This is a genomic window from Vibrio cincinnatiensis, assembly GCF_022113815.1.
Lineage (GTDB): Bacteria > Pseudomonadota > Gammaproteobacteria > Enterobacterales > Vibrionaceae > Vibrio > Vibrio cincinnatiensis_A.
Genome location: NZ_SGOM01000009.1, coordinates 60,973 through 78,854, shown reverse-complemented (window position 1 = coordinate 78,854; position 17,882 = coordinate 60,973). Strand labels below are relative to the sequence as shown.

The following is a 17,882-nucleotide window of genomic DNA, read 5'->3' as shown; positions in this document are numbered from 1 at the left end:
CATTCGTAAAAAAGGGTAAACAAGCTGAGAGGTTGGTTGAAAAAATAGTCAGCCTCTCATCATTGAACTCAATCATTTATTTTCACGTAAATGTTGTACGGCTTGTGCCTGCTCTTCTAATAACCATTCTGCCACTTGCTTAGCAAAGTAAGTCAAAATGCCATCGGCCCCAGCACGTTTAAAACACAGTAACGATTCCATCACCGTTTCTCGCTCTTTTAACCAACCATGATCAATCGCTGCTTTATGCATCGCATATTCGCCCGAAACTTGGTAAGCAAATGTCGGCACTTGCAGTTCTGTTTTAACTCGTCGTACCACATCCAAATAAGGCATTCCAGGCTTGACCATCACCATATCAGCGCCTTCATTGATGTCCATCGCCACTTCATGCAAGGCTTCATCACTGTTCGCCGGATCCATCTGGTAATTTTTCTTGTTACCGCCTTTCAAATTATTGGCAGAGCCAACCGCATCACGAAACGGCCCATAATAACAAGAGGCGTATTTCGCTGAATAAGCCATGATTTGCGTATGAATATGTCCCGCATCTTCTAACGCTTGACGAATCCGCCCAATACGACCATCCATCATATCGGAAGGTGCAATAACATCAGCGCCCGCTTCCGCATGGGACAACGCTTGTTTAACCAGTACTTCCGTCGTTTCTTCGTTCAGGACATAACCGGTTTCATCGATAATGCCATCTTGCCCATGAGTGGTGAATGGATCTAATGCCACATCCGTAATGACCCCCATTTGTGGCACATGCTCTTTCAGCAGCTTAACCGCTCGCTGCACTAAACCATCTGGATTATAAGCTTCCGATGCATCGAGGCTTTTGGCATCTTGAGTCACAACAGGGAAGAGAGCAATGGCAGGAATACCTAACTTGGCCAAGTACTGCGCTTCTTCTAGTAGTAAGTCGATGGACAAACGTTCAACACCAGGCATTGACTCTACAGGCTCTCGACGATCTTTACCCATGAGAATAAACATTGGATAAATCAAATCATTAACCGATAGTTGATTTTCTGCCACTAAACGACGGCTAAAATCATGTTTGCGCACGCGGCGTAAACGACGCCCAGGAAACTGACCTTGAATGGATACTGACACTCGACTCTCCTTATTGGTAGCCCGCCAACCTGCAAGCTATTGCGATAACGGACATGATTGGAAGTATTGCTGAAATCATATCACTCTGGCTATTACACGCTAGGATCAATCGATGAAAATACAAAAAATGATCTCTTGCGTGCACTCACGTATACTATTTATCCCGAATGACATCTTCTTATTTAAGTGAAAACTATGATAGATACCCATGCCCATATCTACGCTAGCGAATTTGATCGTGATAGAGATCTCGTCATTCAACGTGCGATTGAGCAAGGGATTGAACACATACTCCTGCCCAATATCGATCTCAACTCTATTGCCCCCATGCTCGCCACTGAAGCCGCTTACCCCACACTATGCCACTCAATGATGGGGCTCCATCCCTGCTATGTAAATCGTGACGTCGAACAAACCTTAGCCTCTATCGAAACGTGGTTCGGCCAACGGGACTTTATCGCCGTCGGAGAAATTGGCATCGATCTCTACTGGGATAAAACCTACCGCGCAGAGCAAGAAATGGCCTTTATTACTCAATTGAAATGGGCGAAAGATCTCAACCTTCCAGTGGTTATCCATACTCGTGATTCGATTGAAGAAACGTTAGCGCTGCTCAAGCAAGAACAAAATGGCCAACTCCGTGGCGTTTTTCATTGCTTTGGCGGAAGTGTTATGCAAGCTCAAGCCATCAATGGCCTCGGCTTTCATCTTGGTTTAGGTGGCGTGAGTACCTTTAAAAATGGTGGTATGGATAAGGTTATCCCACATTTAGATCTCGACTATGTGATACTAGAAACGGACTGCCCTTATCTCGCCCCTGTACCGCATAGAGGAAAGCGAAACGAACCCGCCTATACACGCTTGGTGGCTCAACGTATTGCTGAATTACGGGAGATTTCGCTTCAAGAAGTCAATGATCTGACGACAATAAATGCTAAACGTTTATTTAATCTATAGGTTGAACCGATTTTTCTTTACCCTCACTTATTCCACCTCTTGCTCTTCAGCTCGCTCTCTTTGACCGTAGAAGCGAGCAAAAAACAACCCCACTTCAAATAATAAGCACATCGGAATCGCTAACAAGGTTTGTGAAATGATATCTGGAGGAGTGAGCAACATCCCGACGACAAAAGCAGCAACCACAATATACGGACGTTTTGCAGCTAAGGCTTTCGGGGTTGTCGCCCCTGTCCAGCACAGAAGAATAATCGCAACAGGCACTTCAAACGCGACACCAAAAGCTAAAAATAATGCGAGTACAAAATCTAAATAGCTGGCAATGTCAGTCGCAAACTCAACCCCACCTAAAGAAATCGCGGTAAAAAAACCAAAGACCAGCGGAAACACCACAAAATAAGCAAAAGCGACGCCACAATAAAACAGCAGAGAACTGGACATGAGTAGCGGAAAAATGAGCCGCCGTTCATGCTTGTATAAGCCAGGGGCAACAAAAGCCCAGACCTGATAAAGAATGTAGGGTACCGACAAAAAAACCGCTGCAATTAACGTCAACTTGAGTGGGGTAAAAAAGGGAGAAGCCACATCGGTGGCTATCATGGTTGCCCCTTCCGGTAAGCGTTCGACCAGTGGCCGAGAGACAAACTCATAGATATGATTTGAAAAGTAAATTAAGCCGATAAAGACTAAAATCACCGCTGCAATACTGCGTAAAAGACGATCACGCAATTCCAGCAAATGGCTAATTAACGGCTGAGTCTGTTCGACGGATGACATTCTGACCTCAACAAATGTTGAAAAAAGAGTGACAGTTTCAAGCTATCACTCTTTATAAATACAATCTCTGAATTAATCGGTGTGATGTTTCGCCGCTTTTACTGCAGGCTCCACCGTCGTAGTGGATGATGGCTGTGACTCATTTATCTCGCCAGAGGACACATCACTCTTCGCGGCATCAGCAGTAGGAGCATAAGGACGTTGCACATCTTGTGCCGCCTGCTTTAACTTATCCACAGAATCTTGTAGCTCTGGTGATAAGTTTTTCATTCCTAACTGCTCAGCTTTGCGTAAATGCTCCTGCAACTCTTGAACCTTCAGCTCATGAGCCAGCTCATCCTTTACACTGTTTGCCATCCCTTTCGCCGCAGCAACAAATTTCGCCACACTACGAATAGCATGGGGTAACCGCTCTGGGCCAAGCACCACCAGTGCTACCACCGAAATTAATATCAGTTCCCAAAAACCGATATCAAACACAATTTATGCCTGCTCTTTGTCTTTTTGAGACTCGCTGGAGTACTCAGTTTTCTTTTGTTGCAAGTTTTTTTGTTCAAAGTCAGCATCTTGCTCTGGTTTCGTTGTCTCTTCTTCTGACATCGCTTTTTTAAAGCCTTTCACTGCACTACCGAGGTCACTGCCGATGCCACGTAATTTTTTCGTGCCAAACAATAGGACGACGATAACTGCAATAATAAGAAGTTGCCAAATACTGATACCACCCATGCTTTTTACCTCGGGTTATGTGTTACACAATGATTGATAATCAAAAATAATCTACTTTATTGACGGTAAGCCCGCCAGCTTAACCACCAACTGACCGCGCCAGCAAAGAGACTGCCTACTGCGAGTGATGGATAATGAGTAAGTAATAGTGCTGAGCATACGACTAAAGTTGCTCCAACACCAAATAAAAACTGCCCAGTGGATTGCTGCCGCTTTGAAGCTCGATAGCCTTGATAGAACTGCTCCATCCGGATGTTCAAGTTTTTCCCTTGCTTTAAACTATCATAGAGAAGCTCGGGCAATTCCGGTAATTTTTCAGCCCACAATGGAGCTTTTTCTTTTACCGCACGGACCACGGCTTGTGGACCAACCTGTTGCATCATCCACTGCTCTAAAAACGGTTTCGCTGTTTGCCATAAATCCAATTGAGGATAAAGTTGACGACCTAATCCTTCCACATAAAGCAATGTTTTCTGTAATAGAACCAACTGAGGTTGAACTTCCATCTGAAAACGCCTTGCGGTATTAAACAGATTCAGTAATACGTGACCAAATGAGATTTCACACAAAGGTTTAGCAAAAATCGGTTCACAAACAATGCGAATCGCCACTTCAAATTCATCAATATTGGTATCATGCGGCACCCAACCGGAATCCACATGCAATTGGGCAACTTTACGATAATCTCGGTTAAAGAAAGCTAAGAAGTTTTCCGCTAAATAGCGCTTATCTTCCGCATTCAAGGTGCCCACAATGCCACAATCTAACCCAATCCATTGCGGATTTTCTGGATGCTGGGGGTTAACAAAAACATTCCCCGGGTGCATATCTGCATGGAAAAAACTGTCTCGAAATACTTGAGTAAAGAAAACACTGACACCGCGTTCAGCCAGTAATTTCATGTTCGTCCCATTGGCGTGCAATGTGGCTAGGTCGGAAACTTGAATGCCATATATTCGCTCAGAAACCATGACAGTTTGATTACTAAAGTCAGGAATCACTTCCGGAACATAGAGTTCTTCGCTCTGCTCAAAATTGCGTCTGAGCTGAATAGCATTGGCGGCTTCTCGACGGAGATCCAATTCATCAAGCAAGGTTTTCTCATAGTCACGAACCACTTCAACCGGTTTGAGCCGACGAGCTTCATCCGTCGCTTTGGCGATGATTCGAGCTAAACGGTACATCAGTTTAATATCCGCATCGATGACCGGGCGAATATCTGGGCGAATGACCTTCAATACAATTTCTCGCCCATTCGACTTAAGCTTTGCCGTATGTACTTGCGCAATGGAGGCTGAGGCGAGCGGCTGAATATCAAAATCATCAAACCACGTTTCCAGTGCCCCTCCCAATGCTTTTTCCATCTGCTGTTTTGCCCGCTTACCATCAAAAGGAGCGACTTTATCTTGCAGTAATGCTAATTGATCCGCGATATGAGGAGGAAAGAGATCGCGACGAGTAGACATCATCTGCCCAAACTTTATCCATACCGGCCCCAGTTCTTGCAGGGCGAGCCGTAATCGCTCTCCTAATGGCTTATCCCGATGCTGATTACGGATCCAAAACAGAGATTTACGAGCTAAGATCGGCGCTTTAGTGAGCTGATGCTCAGGTAACAATTCATCTAAACCGTATTCCAGTTGTACTTTTATGATGCGGTACAAGCGTTTAAGTTCTGCCAGAGTCATACTTTTTCCAGTAACCGATTCAATCTAGCTTCCACTCGCGCTGCCTGACTGGTTACGTCATCCACTTGATCACAAAAATAAGCCACTTCTAACGGTGGAGGAGCAAGACGCCACTCTTCCGTTAAAATTTGGGCCCAATGATGTTGCTGCTTATCCACACCGTCATTCACCAAACGGCCCATCTTTTTAGCGCCTTGCACCAGAGTATGAGCAACCACATCCCCTGTGACTCGAGAGAGCCACTCTTCTAAATCTGGCTGACAATCTTTCATCAATTGAGCAAATTTTTGTGCGAGCTGAATATCCCCTTGCACCATTAAGCGATCTTGCTTAATCAACTGAGTAATATTGGCCTGTTCACGCAACTCAGGTAATACCGAAAGGTGAACAGATAGGTAGCAATCAGCTTTTCCTTCATATTGCGCCAACACATCAATTTGTTGGCTAAACACAAAAGTGAAGGTTTGATTAAGTTCTTTGATATGGAGCTGAATCACTTGCCCTTTCAAGCGAGCCAGTCGACGCCCCAGTTCTGGGTCGTCCTGAATGAAGGTATTCAGTGCGGTTTCCATCACCGCAGTGATCAGTGGCTGAAACGGCATAAGTCACCCTTAAAATTTATAACCACGATGCAGAGCAACAATACCACCAGTGAGGTTGTAATAACGGGTTTGCTCAAATCCCGCCTCTTCCATCATCCCTTTTAACGTTTCTTGATCGGGATGCATGCGAATGGATTCAGCTAAATAACGATAACTGTCTGCATCATTGGCAATCAATTGGCCCATTTTCGGTAAGATATGGAAGGAATAAGCATCATAAACTTTAGAGAGGGGGTCTAAAACGGGTTTAGAAAATTCCAATACCAACAAACGTCCACCCGGCTTTAAGACACGAAACATCGACCGCAAGGCTTTATCTTTGTCGGTTACATTGCGCAGGCAAAAACTGATGGTAATGCAATCGAAATAGTTATCAGGGAAAGGCAGTTCTTCTGCGTTAGCTTGAACATAATGGACATTGCCGATCACACCGTGATCACGCAATTTATCCCGCCCAACATTCAGCATCGAATTGTTAATATCCGCCAGAATGACATGCCCTTTGTCTCCCACAATACGAGAGAATTTTGCGGTAAGGTCCCCCGTCCCGCCACCTAAATCAAGGATACGTTGGCCAGGGCGAGCGCCTGCACAATCAATAGTGAATCGCTTCCATAGACGGTGAATCCCCCCTGACATTAAATCGTTCATAATGTCGTATTTGGCCGCCACAGAGTGAAAAACCTGTGCCACTTTTGTGACTTTTTCATCTTTAGCAACGGTGGAAAACCCAAAATGGGTGGTTTCATTATCTTCTACTGGGTTTGTTTGTGCGCTGATATCCGTCATTCTCGTTCCTCTTAGGCAGCCATACACCGAAAACTGCAACTGCGGGCGGTTAGTTTACTTTATCCTCAGCGGGATGTCTTTCTACTAAAGGGGCAAATTCGGTATCCGACTCACGCTGTGACTTTTCTATCCATTCACTGGCTATCGAGCGTTTGACTTCAACCCCTAGCTGCTTAAAACTTTCAGCTTGGCGAATGGCATTGCCTCGTCCTGTCGCTAATTTATTCATCGCAGCTTGATAATTTTGATTCGCACGATCCAATGCCCCACCCAGCCCTTGCATATCGTCCACAAATAAACGCAGCTTATCGTATAACTTACTGGCTCGTTCCGCGATAATTTGAGCGTTCTGGTTCTGACGTTCATTACGCCATAGATTATCAATGGTGCGCAGTGCAACCAATAAAGTGGTTGGGCTAACCAAAATAATATTCTGTTCCATTGCATCTTTCACTAAGCTTGGATCCGCTTGGATGGCGACCTGAAAAGCAGGTTCAACCGGGATAAACATCAGTACATAATCTAAACAGTGTAAGCCCTTGAGTTGATGATAATCTTTTTGGCTTAACCCTTTGATGTGGTTACGCAAAGCGAGTAAGTGATCTCGCAATGCTTGATCTCGTTCGGGGTCAGTCTCGGCATGAAAGTAGCGCTCATAAGCGACTAAGGCCATTTTCGAGTCAATCACCACCTGTTTATCATGAGGTAAATGAACAATCACATCGGGTTGATACCGCTTACCCGCTTCATTTTGCAAGCTGACTTGCGTCTGATATTCATGCCCTTCTCGTAAACCCGATTCAGCCAAGACTCGCGCAAGCACCACTTCGCCCCAGTTCCCTTGCTGCTTATTGTCCCCTTTCAACGCTTGAGTTAAGTTCAATGCCTCTTTGGCCATCTGTTCATTTAACTGCTGCAAGTTACGCAACTCATGCACTAAGGTGTGACGTTCTTTGGCTTCCTGATTAAAGCTGTCATTGACTTGTTTTTTAAACCCTTCCAACTGCTCTTTAAGCGGCGAAAGCAAACCTTCCAAGCTCTGTTTGTTTTGCACATCCACTTTCGCCGTCTTATGCTCAAACACTTGGTTTGCGAGCTGCTCAAACTGCTGCTTTAACCGCTCTTCTGCCCGCTCTAATAACTGTAATTTGTCTTGGCTTGCAGCCAGTTGTTGCTCATGCCTTGCCTGCTGCTCATGCAGTTGCACTTCAAGTTGCGTTTTCAAATCACGCATCTGGTTAAGTTGCTCAGCATACTGCTGGCGTTCTTGCTTAATGGCTTCGAAATAACGCAGCTTTTCCATCACCGCCATCACTTTGCCATGCGCTTGTTTTAATTCGAATTCGGCTTTATCTCGTTGCTGATCTAGTTCATCCAGCTCTTGTTGAGCTTGCTGCAAAGAGTGTTGTAATTGAGCAGTTTGTTGAGCATGCCAATGCGTTTCACTGGTTAATTGCTGCTGGAGCAATTCAACCTGTAGCCGCATTTTTTGCTTCATCCACCCAGCGATCGTAACACCAGAAAGCCCAGCAGCGGCTAACATACCAATAAGAAGGGAAGAGTGTTCAATAATCCATTGCATAGTCAAAGATTCGCTGATGATGATCATGACTGAAAATGGTAGGGTGACACTGGATAAATGTCCAGTTCTTCGCGTCATTATTCCTCACGAAACCAAGATCAAAAAAGATTCGTTGGAACAACGCCCACTCTAGAAACCGGATGATTTCGATGATCAGGTGATCTGTTCTCGATACTGTTTCGGGCTCACGCCCGCCTTACGCTTAAACACTCGGGAAAAATAGAGCGGATCAGAATAACCAACAATACGCCCAATATGGTTAACGGAATAATGTGTGGTGACCAACAGTTGCTTAGCCCGGCTGATCCGCTGATCATCTCGCCACTGAGTAATGGTCATTTTCATCTGCTCTCGAAACAGATGTCCAAGCCGCGATGGAGAAAGGCAAGTGTGAGCGGCAATCTCTTCTAGGGTAAAATCTTGATTGAGATTTTGCGTCATGTAGTTGATCGCTTGAATGATTCTCGGGTCAAGCGGCTTACTGACAACATCTGGCTGCACGGTTTTACAACGAATCAATAACTGCTCAAGTAAATTAATGGCTAAATCGTCACGATAAGGCATGTCTGACTTGGCGGTGTATTCAATATCCACAAATAGGTTTTCAATGTACTCAACAATCTGGCTATCCAAACCACGAGTTAAGTAAACGCCGTTGTGTTCTTCTTGCCAACTGAGCCAATCATTCCAAAAAGCGCGTGGACGAAAATAAACCCAGCGGTGAAACCAAGAGGCTGAGTCCGTCTTGCGATGATAAAAGTGCGCAGCACTCGGTGGAAATAATAATAAGTCGCCAGGTTTCACATGAAACATCTGCTCACCAGAAAAAATGGTGCCCTCGCCTTTGCTGGTGAAATTGATAATGTAGCCTTTCATACCATTGGGTCGATCAATGGTGTAATCCAGCTCATCACCTTCAATGATCGGTGTTAGCCCCGCGACCAAATGAGCGTCAAAATTATACCCCGGTTTAAGAGGATCGGTATTTTGCATAGACCAACAGTTACCCAGTTTTTCTCTTGCATTAGTGTAAGGGGAGCCAGCCAGTATTGCGATTTTTGAGTTCACACTTTTCCTAATACGATCCACTGAGTGGCGGAAAAAGCTTCACGAAAGAGATCGGTTTTCGCAGCTTGACGAATAAAGTCGCTCGGAAGGCCATGACGTGAGCGCGGCCAATCTATTTTCTGCGTATCCATTTGGGATGAAGAAGACGAGGGGAATGCTTGTAAAGCCGAGTTAAACGGTTCAATCACATGCCGGATATCTAATCGAGTGGGAATGCTGTTGCGTGCTAAGTATTCAATAACCAGAGCTTGCTGATGAAAATAATAGTTCATATTCAGCGACAGCTTATCGGTATGATGCCATTGGCACCATTGCTCGATGCGATCAGGGCGGTGACGAAATTTCCATTCAGCCTGCGAAACATCCAGCAATTCCCCGTTATTAATCAACTCCAACTTGCCCTGATAACATAATTCATGACCATGCAGCAGTTGAAACTCTGTGGGAGAGTGAGCCGACACCTTCAGCGTCCACCCTTGATGATGAATATCGAAGCCTGCCGCCAAGTAAGACTCTTCTACCTTCACGATGCATTCCCTCTTTTGGTCATGCCCTCTGCCATGCAGAGGGCAATCCCCTTGTTATACGCCGGAAGCTAAGCGATAGTAAACACTTTGCATTTTAAGGTCCGACTTAAATTTACGCAGTTCCGTTTCTTGGTCAATCAGCACCATTTCCATACCTAAGATATCCGCGTAATCCGTTAGCATATCAACACTGACAGACTGACTGTAAGCACTATGGTGCGCGCCACCACCGTGAATCCATGCCGCTGCCGCTGTTTGCAAATTCGGTAATGGTTCCCATAATGCATGAGCGACAGGAAGGTGTGGCAGGCTTTGTGGTGGCTCAACTGTATTCAAACAGTTCACCAACATACGGAAGCGGTTGCCGAGATCAATCACGGAAACATTCAGCGATGGCCCTTTTTGACCGCTAAACAGCAAACGAGGAACCTCACAGCGTAACCCAATCGTATGTTGATGAATTTCTAACTTTGGCTTGGCTGCAGCAATACTCGGACACACTTCCAACATATGCGCCCCCAGCACCTGATCATTGCCACCAAAGTGATAGGTGTAATCTTCCATAAAGGAAGTTCCCCCTAGGCGACCTTGGCCCATTTGCTTCATGATGTGCACCATCGCGGCGGTTTTCCAGTCACCTTCACCGCCATAACCAAAGCCTTTTTCCATTAAGCGTTGCGTCGCCAACCCAGGTAAAGATCCTAGCCCCGTCAAGTTTTCAAACGTATTGGTAAAAGCACTGGCACCAACGTCCGTCAAAAAGCGCTCCATACCCATTTCTAAACGCGCTTCTCGCTGCATGATTTTTAGCGTGGCCGCATCACTCAGCAGTGTTGGACTCATTTCATACCGTGAAGCGTATTCCTCTAACAGGTAGGCCACATCAGCATCAGAGACTGACTCAACCGCTTCGGTTAATTCACCCAAGCCATACGCATTCACTTCGTAGCCAAATTGGATTTGTGCGGAAACCTTATTCCCTTCCGTTACCGCAACTTGGCGCATATTATCACCAAAGCGAGCCACTTTCAGACGTTGACCAACAGCCACACCCACCGCGGCTCGGCACCAATCGTCTATTTGCTTATGTACTTGTGGATTTTGCCAATGCCCAACCACCACTTTGCGATCGATATCCATTCGTGTACCGATAAAGCCAAACTCACGACAACCATGAGCACTTTGGTTGAGGTTCATAAAGTCCATGTCGATCGAATCCCACGGTAGGGCCGCATTGAACTGAGTATGTAAATGTAAGAAAGGTTTATTAAGCTGTGACAAACCTGCGATCCACATTTTTGCAGGTGAGAAGGTATGCATCCACAACACAAGCCCCAAACAGTCCGGATCATTATTCGCCGCACGACAAACGTTAAGAATTTCATCAGCCGTTTTTACGGTTCCTTTATCCACCATCGGAACAGAAATGTCATTGGCGCTGTTCAGCCCAGCTATGATCTGAGCACTGTCTTGCGCCACTTGCTGCAAAACTTTTGGCCCGTATAAGTGTTGAGAACCCGTTACAAACCATACGTGTTTATCATTGAATACTTTCATCGCTTTCCCTTAATGATTTTTTGTTCGCTGCTGATTGCCCGTAATACGCATTTGCGCCATGTTTGCGCAGATAGTGCTTATCGAGCAGAGCTTGATTGATGTATTGAACCGCTGGATTAATTTGTAGTGTTTGCAACGCCATCGCGGCGACCACTTCCATCACGACGGCATTGTGTACAGCCTGATGCGCATCACTTCCCCAACTAAAAGGGCCGTGTTCTTTGACGATGATGCCGGGAATGGCCATAGGATCGCGCTCTGCGATGGTCTCGACCAGAACCAAACCGGTATTGTGTTCATAATCACTGGCAATTTCAGCGTTGGTTAACGCTCGGGTACACGGAATACTGCCGTAAAAATAATCCGCATGCGTGGTACCAAGAGCGGGAATGGCTTTACCCGCTTGCGCCCAAGATGTCGCGTGCGGAGAATGGGTATGTACCACGCCACCAATCTCCGGATAGGTGCGATACATCACTAAATGGGTGGCGGTATCAGAAGAGGGATTCAAATCCCCCTCCACGACTTGTCCGGCTAAATCAACCACGACCATGTTGTCAGCCGAAAGATCTTCATAAGCGACACCACTGGGCTTGATCACCACCAACCCTGACTCACGGTCAATGGCAGAGACATTGCCCCAGGTAAATGTCACCAGGTTATGCCGCTGCAAATCTAAATTTGCTTGCCACACCTCATGACGTAGCTGACGCAGTCGCTGAGCCTGTGTATGGGTCGAGTTGCCTACGGCTTGCGCTGTCATATTATTGCTCCTGAGATTGATGGAATTCGGCCATTTGTTCTAAATGTTGGCCAAGTTCACGGTAGCCGAGATAACGACTCGCACGCATGGATTTCACCGCATCATTTGGCTGATACACTTCACGAATAGGGCTTGCCATGGCTTGTTGGGCTTGCTGTGTATCGTCATAGATACCCGCCGCCACGGCGGCAAAAATAGCCGCGCCCAATGCACAACACTGCTCAGAATGAACGACGGCAATATCACGCCCAATCACATCGGCACACATCTGCATCACATAGGAGGATTTTTGGGAAATGCCGCCAATCGCAATGACTCGCTCCACATCCATACCTTGGTCAACAAAGCAATCAACAATCGCTTTTGCACCATGAGCCGTCGACTCCACTAAAGCCGCAAACAAGGCTGGAGCCGTCGAACCTAAATTGAGATCCGTCAAAGCACCTTTGAGGCGCTGGTTGGCATAAGGCGTACGTCGACCGTTATGCCAATCCATCGCTAAAGGTGAATGAGCGTTAAAGTCGTACCCTTCAGCAGCTTGAGTCAATAGCGGAATCAAGGCTTTATCCAATGCTTGTCGAGCTTTCTCCGCTTCTGGCAAATCTTTGGCTAAGCTTTCCAGAGGCCAAAGCAAGACACGTTTAAACCAAGCATAAATATCACCAAAAGCCGACTGCCCCGCTTCCAGCGCCATAAGGTTAGGCAATGCACTGCCCTTCACCTGACCGCAAATGCCATGAATGGTGCGATCCCCCACTTTTTCTGCATCCACCATCAAAATGTCGCATGTTGAAGTACCGATCACTTTGACTAAGTCATGAGCCCCAGCGCCAGCGCCAACTGCGCCCATATGACAATCAAATTCTCCAACGGCGACAGCAATGCCTGCTGGCAAACCTAATTTCTGCGCCCACTCAGCAGATAAGTTGCCCGCTCGTTGCTCAGCGGTATACACCTCATCAAACATTCGCTCACGAATCCCATCCAGAGTCGGGGAAATTGCAGAAAGAAACGCTTGATCAGGCAATCCACCCCAGCTTTCATGCCACATCGCTTTATGGCCTGCGGCACAAATACCACGGCGCAGCGTTTTGGGATGCTGATTGCCACTTAACAGCGCTGGAATCCAGTCACACAGTTCGACCCAACTGTAAGCATGGTTCGCGATGGCTTCATCTTGCTCACTCACCCAAGCCGCTTTCGCCCAGAACCACTCAGAAGAGTAAATACCCCCAATAAACTTGGTGTAATCTGTAAATTCACCGCTATGGGCGAGCTCATTAATTCGTTCTGCTTTTGAGACTGAGGTGTGGTCTTTCCATAAAATAAACATAGCATGCGGGTTGTGTTCAAACTCGGGCAACAGGGCTAATACATTGCCCTCAGCATCAATAGGTGCTGGAGTAGAACCGGTCGTATCAACGCCAATGCCCACGACAGACTGCGCGATATCATCAGGCACGTCCGCCAGAGCCTCACGTACCGCCTGAGTCATGGCTTCAATATAATCTTTGGGGTGATGACGAAACTGGGATTGCTCCGGCTGGTTATACAGCCCTTGCATCCAACGAGGATAATAAGTGACACCAGAAGCGACTTCTTCACCGCTGATTGCGTTCACCAGTAAAGCTCGCACCGAGTCTGAACCAAAATCCAGACCAATAACATGTGCAGGTTGAGTAGCGAAATGATCCATAACAACTCCATATCGGTGAGTTTTATTTTGTTATACCCCTCACTCCGACGTTCAACCATGACCCACCCTGCTAGAAATATGGACAAAAACGCCACTCTATTCATTTCGTGCTCATGGTCAGATAAATGCTTCAAAACTCAAAACCTCACTAAATCCATTTTTCAAGCGTGAAACTCATGCTTACTTTCACTATTAACCGTTAAAACATGAATAACTGAGATCACCATCATGTTCAGTTTCGCCAAATAAATGGACAAAACCGCTACATTTTTTTGGTGTGATTTTGGTCACTCCAAGTTATATCGAGATACACAAAGATGGATAGCGAAACAAACCCCTACCAGCGGATGGAATAACAATGAAACTAAAAACCTTACTCTCTACTGCGGTCTTATCTGGACTCACTTTATTAAGTGCTTCTGCTAACGCTTTTTTTGGTTCAAACGATGATATGAGACTGGGCTATCTGGTTAAGCAACCCGAAGAGCCTTGGTTCCAAACAGAATGGTCATTCGCCGAAAAGGCGGCAAAAGATCTGGGCTTTGACTTGGTTAAAATGGCCGTACCTGATGGCGAAAAAACACTCAATGCGATTGATACTTTAGCCGCTCAAGGAGCTAAAGGTTTTGTCATCTGTACTCCTGACCCTAAATTGGGGCCTGCCATTATGGCAAAAGCCAAAAGCTACGATCTGAAAGTCGTGACTGTGGATGACCAATTCCTCAATGCGAAAGGCGAGCCCATGACGGATGTGCCTTTAGTGATGATGGCGGCAACCGCCATTGGCGAACGCCAAGGCCAAGAGTTGTACAAAGAAATGCAAAAACGGGGCTGGGATGTCACCACCACGGGTGTCATGGCGATTACTGCCGATGAACTAGATACAGCGCGTCGCCGTGTTGATGGTTCAATCTCTGCGCTAAAAGCGGCAGGCTTCCCTGCAGGTCAAATCTACCGTGTTCCAACTAAAACCAATGATATTCCCGGCGCATTGGATGCAGCTAACTCATTGTTAGTTCAATATCCGATGGTGAAGCAGTGGCTCATTGTTGGCATGAATGACAATACAGTATTAGGTGGCGTTCGAGCGACTGAAGGACAAGGCTTTACAGCTCAAAACATCATCGGCATTGGTATCAATGGGGTTGATGCGGTCAACGAACTGGCGAAATCCCAGGCCACTGGCTTCTATGGCTCTTTACTACCAAGCCCTGATATTCATGGTTATAAGAGTATCGCTTCTCTCTATCACTGGATAAATGATGACGTTGAACCCAGTAAATTTGTTGAAGTCACCGATGTGGTACTCATCACTCGTGACAACTTCAAACAAGAACTAGAGAAAAAAGGACTGTAAGTCTACTTAGGGTGGCGGCACTTGACCGTCACCCACTCAATGACACGGAGACAATGTTATGTCGATGACCTCCTCTTACCTTGAATTTCACAACATTTCTAAGCACTTTCCGGGGGTGAAAGCGCTCGACAATATCAGCTTTCGCGCCAATGCTGGCAGCATCCATGCCTTAATGGGTGAAAATGGGGCAGGCAAATCCACCTTGCTCAAAACCTTAAGCGGGCTATACCAACCCACGGATGGGCGAATGGTGATTAATGGTGAGAATGTCGTGTTTTCTTCAACCAATGAAGCGCTGGAACAAGGCATCGCCATTATTTACCAAGAACTCAACTTGGTTCCTGAATTAAGCGTGGCGGAAAACATTTATCTAGGCCAGCTACCGACCAAAAATGGCCGAGTGGATACAGAGACCTTAAATCACCGAGCCAAAGAACAATTATTACGCTTAGGAGAGGATTTTGACCCCTCACGTCCACTCAAAGAGTTTTCTATTGGCCAATGGCAAATGGTGGAAATTGCGAAAGCACTGAGCCGTAATGCACAAATCATTGCCTTCGATGAACCAACCAGTAGCCTCTCGCAACGGGAAATTAAAAACTTATTCAAAGTCATCCGAGAACTGCGTGATGACGGTAAAATTATTCTTTACGTCTCACACCGTATGGAAGAGATCTTCGAACTGTGCGACGCCATCACCATCTTTAAAGATGGTACTCATGTACAAACCTTTGACGACCTCTCACAACTCACCCATGAACGATTAGTCGAATTAATGGTTGGCCGTGAAATTAACGATATCTATAACTACCGCCCACGAGAGCTGGGGAAAAGTGGCTTACGGATAGAAAACTTTCAAGGCCCAGGCCTTTCAGCCCCGGTTTCACTCGATATTCGCCAAGGAGAAATTCTCGGTTTGTTTGGTCTGGTCGGAGCCGGGCGTACCGAATTGACTCGACTGATTTTTGGTGCAGAAAAACCGACCGCCGGTGAACTGTATCTACACGATGTTCGAATTCATGTGCGCAAACCCAGTGATGCCATCAGAGCGGGCATCACCCTTTGTCCGGAAGATCGTAAAAGCGATGGTATTGTCCCCATTTTGTCGGTTGCTGAAAATACCAATATCAGTGCCCGTCCTTGGCACCTCAAACTCGGCAGTTTGATTGATTTTAGTTGGGAAGCGAAAAATGCCCAATATCAACACCAAGCCCTGAACGTTAAATCGGCTTCACTCGCCCAACCCATTGGCAAGCTTTCTGGAGGAAACCAACAAAAAGTCATTCTTGGTCGTTGGTTATCGACCGATATGAGTGTGATTTTGTTAGATGAGCCCACCCGTGGCATTGACGTGGGTGCAAAGTCTGAAATTTATGAACTGATTTTTAAGCTGGCAGAAAATGGCGTCACTGTCCTAGTCGTTTCCAGCGATTTACCCGAAGTGTTGGGAATTTCTGATCGCCTTCTGGTTATGAAAGATGGCGCGATATCAGGTGAATTACAACGTGATGAATTTAAAGAGCAAACAGCCCTTCGTTTGGCCATGTTAGGCAAAGATAAAGCGGCGGCTTAAATACTTAAAGGAATAACATTATGTCTCTATCCAGTTCAACTAAAATGGTGAATTCCGAACAGAAACCGAGTGGATTTAATCTTGCCAAAATTTGGGACCGATTTGGCATGCTGATGGTCTTTGCTGGGCTGTTCTTACTCTGTAGTCTTTTTGTCCCCTACTTTGCCACCTTCATCAATATGAAAGGGTTAGGGTTAGCCATTTCCATGAGTGGTATGGTGGCATGCGCCATGCTGTTCTGCCTCGCATGTGGCGATCTTGACCTTTCGGTCGCCTCCGTTATCGCCTGCTCCGGAGTCGTTACTGCGGTTGCCATTAACGCAACCAGCAGCGTCGTCCTTGGCATTGGGGCGGGGTTACTCTCTGGTGTTGTCTTTGGGCTACTCAACGGGTTCGTGATTGCTAAACTACAAATTAACGCCTTGATTACCACCTTAGCAACCATGCAAATTGCCCGAGGGTTAGGCTATATCATTTCTGATGGTAAAGCGGTGGGAATTACCGAAGAGAGCTTCTTCGCTCTAGGTAACTCCTCTTTACTCGGTGTTCCAACCCCGATTTGGTTAACCATCATCACCTTCGCTGTGTTTGCGTTTTTACTCAACCGTACCGTTTATGGACGTAACACACTGGCCATTGGTGGAAACGAAGAAGCCGCACGTCTAGCTGGGGTCAACGTCGTTAAAACCAAAATGCTGATCTTCACTATCTCAGGCTTTATCTCCGCCCTAGCCGGTGTCATTCTTGCTGCACGAATGACCAGTGGCCAACCCATGACCTCCGTCGGTTTTGAGTTAGTCGTGATTTCTGCTTGTGTACTGGGTGGAGTATCGCTGAAAGGTGGAATTGGTAAAGTCTCTTATGTTATCGCTGGGGTGTTAATTTTAGGCACGGTGGAAAATGCCATGAACCTATTGAACATGTCGCCATTTGCTCAATACGTAGTTCGAGGTGCTATCTTACTCGCCGCCGTTATCTTTGACCGTTATAAACAGAAAAACCAATAATTAATTTTTACTCTTTACTCCGCTTCTTTTTATTATTTATCAATAAGCGAAGTTATTTAAAATGAATTACCCATTTTATTGTGGGTAATTCATT

Annotated in this window: 17 protein-coding genes; 4 read left to right on the top strand and 13 right to left on the bottom strand. The window is 46.1% G+C overall.

Annotation, left to right across the window (positions count from 1 at the left end; genetic code table 11):
• Positions 1–72: 72 nt before the first annotated feature.
• Positions 73–1,119: a porphobilinogen synthase gene (gene hemB / locus EXA13_RS12270; RefSeq protein ID WP_238133427.1), complete on the bottom strand. Its 1,047-nt coding sequence runs from the start codon at positions 1,117–1,119 to the stop codon at positions 73–75.
• A gap of 195 nt (positions 1,120–1,314) precedes the next feature.
• On the opposite strand from hemB, the gene EXA13_RS12265 reads away from it, so the two are divergent.
• Positions 1,315–2,076: a TatD family hydrolase gene (locus tag EXA13_RS12265; RefSeq protein WP_238133426.1), complete on the top strand. Its 762-nt coding sequence runs from the start codon at positions 1,315–1,317 to the stop codon at positions 2,074–2,076.
• Between the two features lie 27 nt (positions 2,077–2,103).
• Here the strand turns inward: EXA13_RS12265 and tatC are convergent, their stop codons facing one another.
• The 12 genes from tatC to EXA13_RS12205 all read right to left on the bottom strand — a co-directional run bounded on the left by tatC (position 2,104) and on the right by EXA13_RS12205 (position 13,851).
• Positions 2,104–2,853, bottom strand: coding sequence for a twin-arginine translocase subunit TatC (gene tatC / locus EXA13_RS12260; protein ID WP_238133425.1), 750 nt, complete (start codon positions 2,851–2,853; stop codon positions 2,104–2,106).
• Positions 2,854–2,925: 72 nt separating this feature from the next.
• Entirely contained in the window at positions 2,926–3,333 is a 408-nt protein-coding gene (gene tatB / locus EXA13_RS12255; protein WP_238133424.1) for a Sec-independent protein translocase protein TatB, read from the bottom strand.
• Positions 3,334–3,336: 3 nt separating this feature from the next.
• The gene (gene tatA, locus EXA13_RS12250) at positions 3,337–3,579 is read right to left on the bottom strand and encodes a Sec-independent protein translocase subunit TatA (RefSeq protein WP_238133423.1); all 243 of its coding nucleotides are present in this window, start codon (positions 3,577–3,579) and stop codon (positions 3,337–3,339) included.
• Between the two features lie 56 nt (positions 3,580–3,635).
• Positions 3,636–5,267: a ubiquinone biosynthesis regulatory protein kinase UbiB gene (gene ubiB / locus EXA13_RS12245; RefSeq protein ID WP_238133422.1), complete on the bottom strand. Its 1,632-nt coding sequence runs from the start codon at positions 5,265–5,267 to the stop codon at positions 3,636–3,638.
• Positions 5,264–5,869, bottom strand: coding sequence for a ubiquinone biosynthesis accessory factor UbiJ (locus EXA13_RS12240; protein ID WP_238133421.1), 606 nt, complete (start codon positions 5,867–5,869; stop codon positions 5,264–5,266). The genes ubiB and EXA13_RS12240 overlap by 4 nt, the downstream gene beginning before the upstream one ends.
• A gap of 9 nt (positions 5,870–5,878) precedes the next feature.
• The gene (gene ubiE / locus EXA13_RS12235; RefSeq protein WP_238133420.1) at positions 5,879–6,658 is read right to left on the bottom strand and encodes a bifunctional demethylmenaquinone methyltransferase/2-methoxy-6-polyprenyl-1,4-benzoquinol methylase UbiE; all 780 of its coding nucleotides are present in this window, start codon (positions 6,656–6,658) and stop codon (positions 5,879–5,881) included.
• Positions 6,659–6,707: 49 nt separating this feature from the next.
• Entirely contained in the window at positions 6,708–8,240 is a 1,533-nt protein-coding gene (gene rmuC / locus EXA13_RS12230) for a DNA recombination protein RmuC (protein ID WP_238133479.1), read from the bottom strand.
• 153 nt (positions 8,241–8,393) lie between these two features.
• Positions 8,394–9,308: an arabinose operon transcriptional regulator AraC gene (gene araC / locus EXA13_RS12225; RefSeq protein WP_238133419.1), complete on the bottom strand. Its 915-nt coding sequence runs from the start codon at positions 9,306–9,308 to the stop codon at positions 8,394–8,396.
• Positions 9,305–9,835 (bottom strand): hypothetical protein, encoded by a 531-nt coding sequence (locus EXA13_RS12220; RefSeq protein WP_238133418.1) that lies wholly within the window; start codon positions 9,833–9,835, stop codon positions 9,305–9,307. Before EXA13_RS12220 ends, araC begins: the two co-directional genes overlap by 4 nt.
• A 54-nt stretch (positions 9,836–9,889) precedes the next feature.
• Entirely contained in the window at positions 9,890–11,392 is a 1,503-nt protein-coding gene (gene araA, locus EXA13_RS12215) for an L-arabinose isomerase (protein ID WP_238133417.1), read from the bottom strand.
• On the bottom strand, positions 11,376–12,155 hold the full coding sequence (locus EXA13_RS12210) for an L-ribulose-5-phosphate 4-epimerase (RefSeq protein WP_238115855.1): 780 nt from the start codon (positions 12,153–12,155) through the stop codon (positions 11,376–11,378). The genes araA and EXA13_RS12210 overlap by 17 nt, the downstream gene beginning before the upstream one ends.
• Position 12,156: 1 nt before the next feature.
• Positions 12,157–13,851, bottom strand: a complete 1,695-nt coding sequence (locus EXA13_RS12205) for a ribulokinase (protein ID WP_238133416.1) — start codon at positions 13,849–13,851, stop codon at positions 12,157–12,159.
• A gap of 358 nt (positions 13,852–14,209) precedes the next feature.
• Between EXA13_RS12205 and EXA13_RS12200 the strand changes: the two genes are divergently transcribed.
• The 3 genes from EXA13_RS12200 to araH are packed head-to-tail and all read left to right on the top strand — an operon-like array spanning position 14,210 to position 17,788.
• Entirely contained in the window at positions 14,210–15,208 is a 999-nt protein-coding gene (locus tag EXA13_RS12200) for an arabinose ABC transporter substrate-binding protein (protein WP_238133415.1), read from the top strand.
• Positions 15,209–15,266: 58 nt separating this feature from the next.
• Positions 15,267–16,781: an L-arabinose ABC transporter ATP-binding protein AraG gene (araG, locus tag EXA13_RS12195; RefSeq protein WP_238115858.1), complete on the top strand. Its 1,515-nt coding sequence runs from the start codon at positions 15,267–15,269 to the stop codon at positions 16,779–16,781.
• A 20-nt stretch (positions 16,782–16,801) separates the two neighbouring features.
• Positions 16,802–17,788 carry an L-arabinose ABC transporter permease AraH gene (araH, locus tag EXA13_RS12190; RefSeq protein WP_275949255.1) on the top strand — a complete coding sequence of 329 codons (987 nt, stop codon included), beginning with the start codon at positions 16,802–16,804 and terminating at the stop codon, positions 17,786–17,788.
• The last annotated feature ends 94 nt before the right edge of the window (positions 17,789–17,882 follow it).

Bases quoted from the DNA above. Each gene is read 5' to 3' on its own strand.
- EXA13_RS12265 (WP_238133426.1), top strand. From the start codon at position 1,315: ATGATAGATACCCATGCCCATATCTACGCTAGCGAATTTGATCGTGAT.
- tatC (WP_238133425.1), bottom strand. From the start codon at position 2,853: ATGTCATCCGTCGAACAGACTCAGCCGTTAATTAGCCATTTGCTGGAA.
- tatA (WP_238133423.1), bottom strand. From the start codon at position 3,579: ATGGGTGGTATCAGTATTTGGCAACTTCTTATTATTGCAGTTATCGTC.
- ubiB (WP_238133422.1), bottom strand. From the start codon at position 5,267: ATGACTCTGGCAGAACTTAAACGCTTGTACCGCATCATAAAAGTACAA.
- EXA13_RS12240 (WP_238133421.1), bottom strand. From the start codon at position 5,869: ATGCCGTTTCAGCCACTGATCACTGCGGTGATGGAAACCGCACTGAAT.
- ubiE (WP_238133420.1), bottom strand. From the start codon at position 6,658: ATGACGGATATCAGCGCACAAACAAACCCAGTAGAAGATAATGAAACC.
- rmuC (WP_238133479.1), bottom strand. From the start codon at position 8,240: ATGCAATGGATTATTGAACACTCTTCCCTTCTTATTGGTATGTTAGCC.
- araA (WP_238133417.1), bottom strand. From the start codon at position 11,392: ATGAAAGTATTCAATGATAAACACGTATGGTTTGTAACGGGTTCTCAA.
- EXA13_RS12210 (WP_238115855.1), bottom strand. From the start codon at position 12,155: ATGACAGCGCAAGCCGTAGGCAACTCGACCCATACACAGGCTCAGCGA.
- EXA13_RS12205 (WP_238133416.1), bottom strand. From the start codon at position 13,851: ATGGATCATTTCGCTACTCAACCTGCACATGTTATTGGTCTGGATTTT.
- EXA13_RS12200 (WP_238133415.1), top strand. From the start codon at position 14,210: ATGAAACTAAAAACCTTACTCTCTACTGCGGTCTTATCTGGACTCACT.
- araG (WP_238115858.1), top strand. From the start codon at position 15,267: ATGTCGATGACCTCCTCTTACCTTGAATTTCACAACATTTCTAAGCAC.
- araH (WP_275949255.1), top strand. From the start codon at position 16,802: ATGTCTCTATCCAGTTCAACTAAAATGGTGAATTCCGAACAGAAACCG.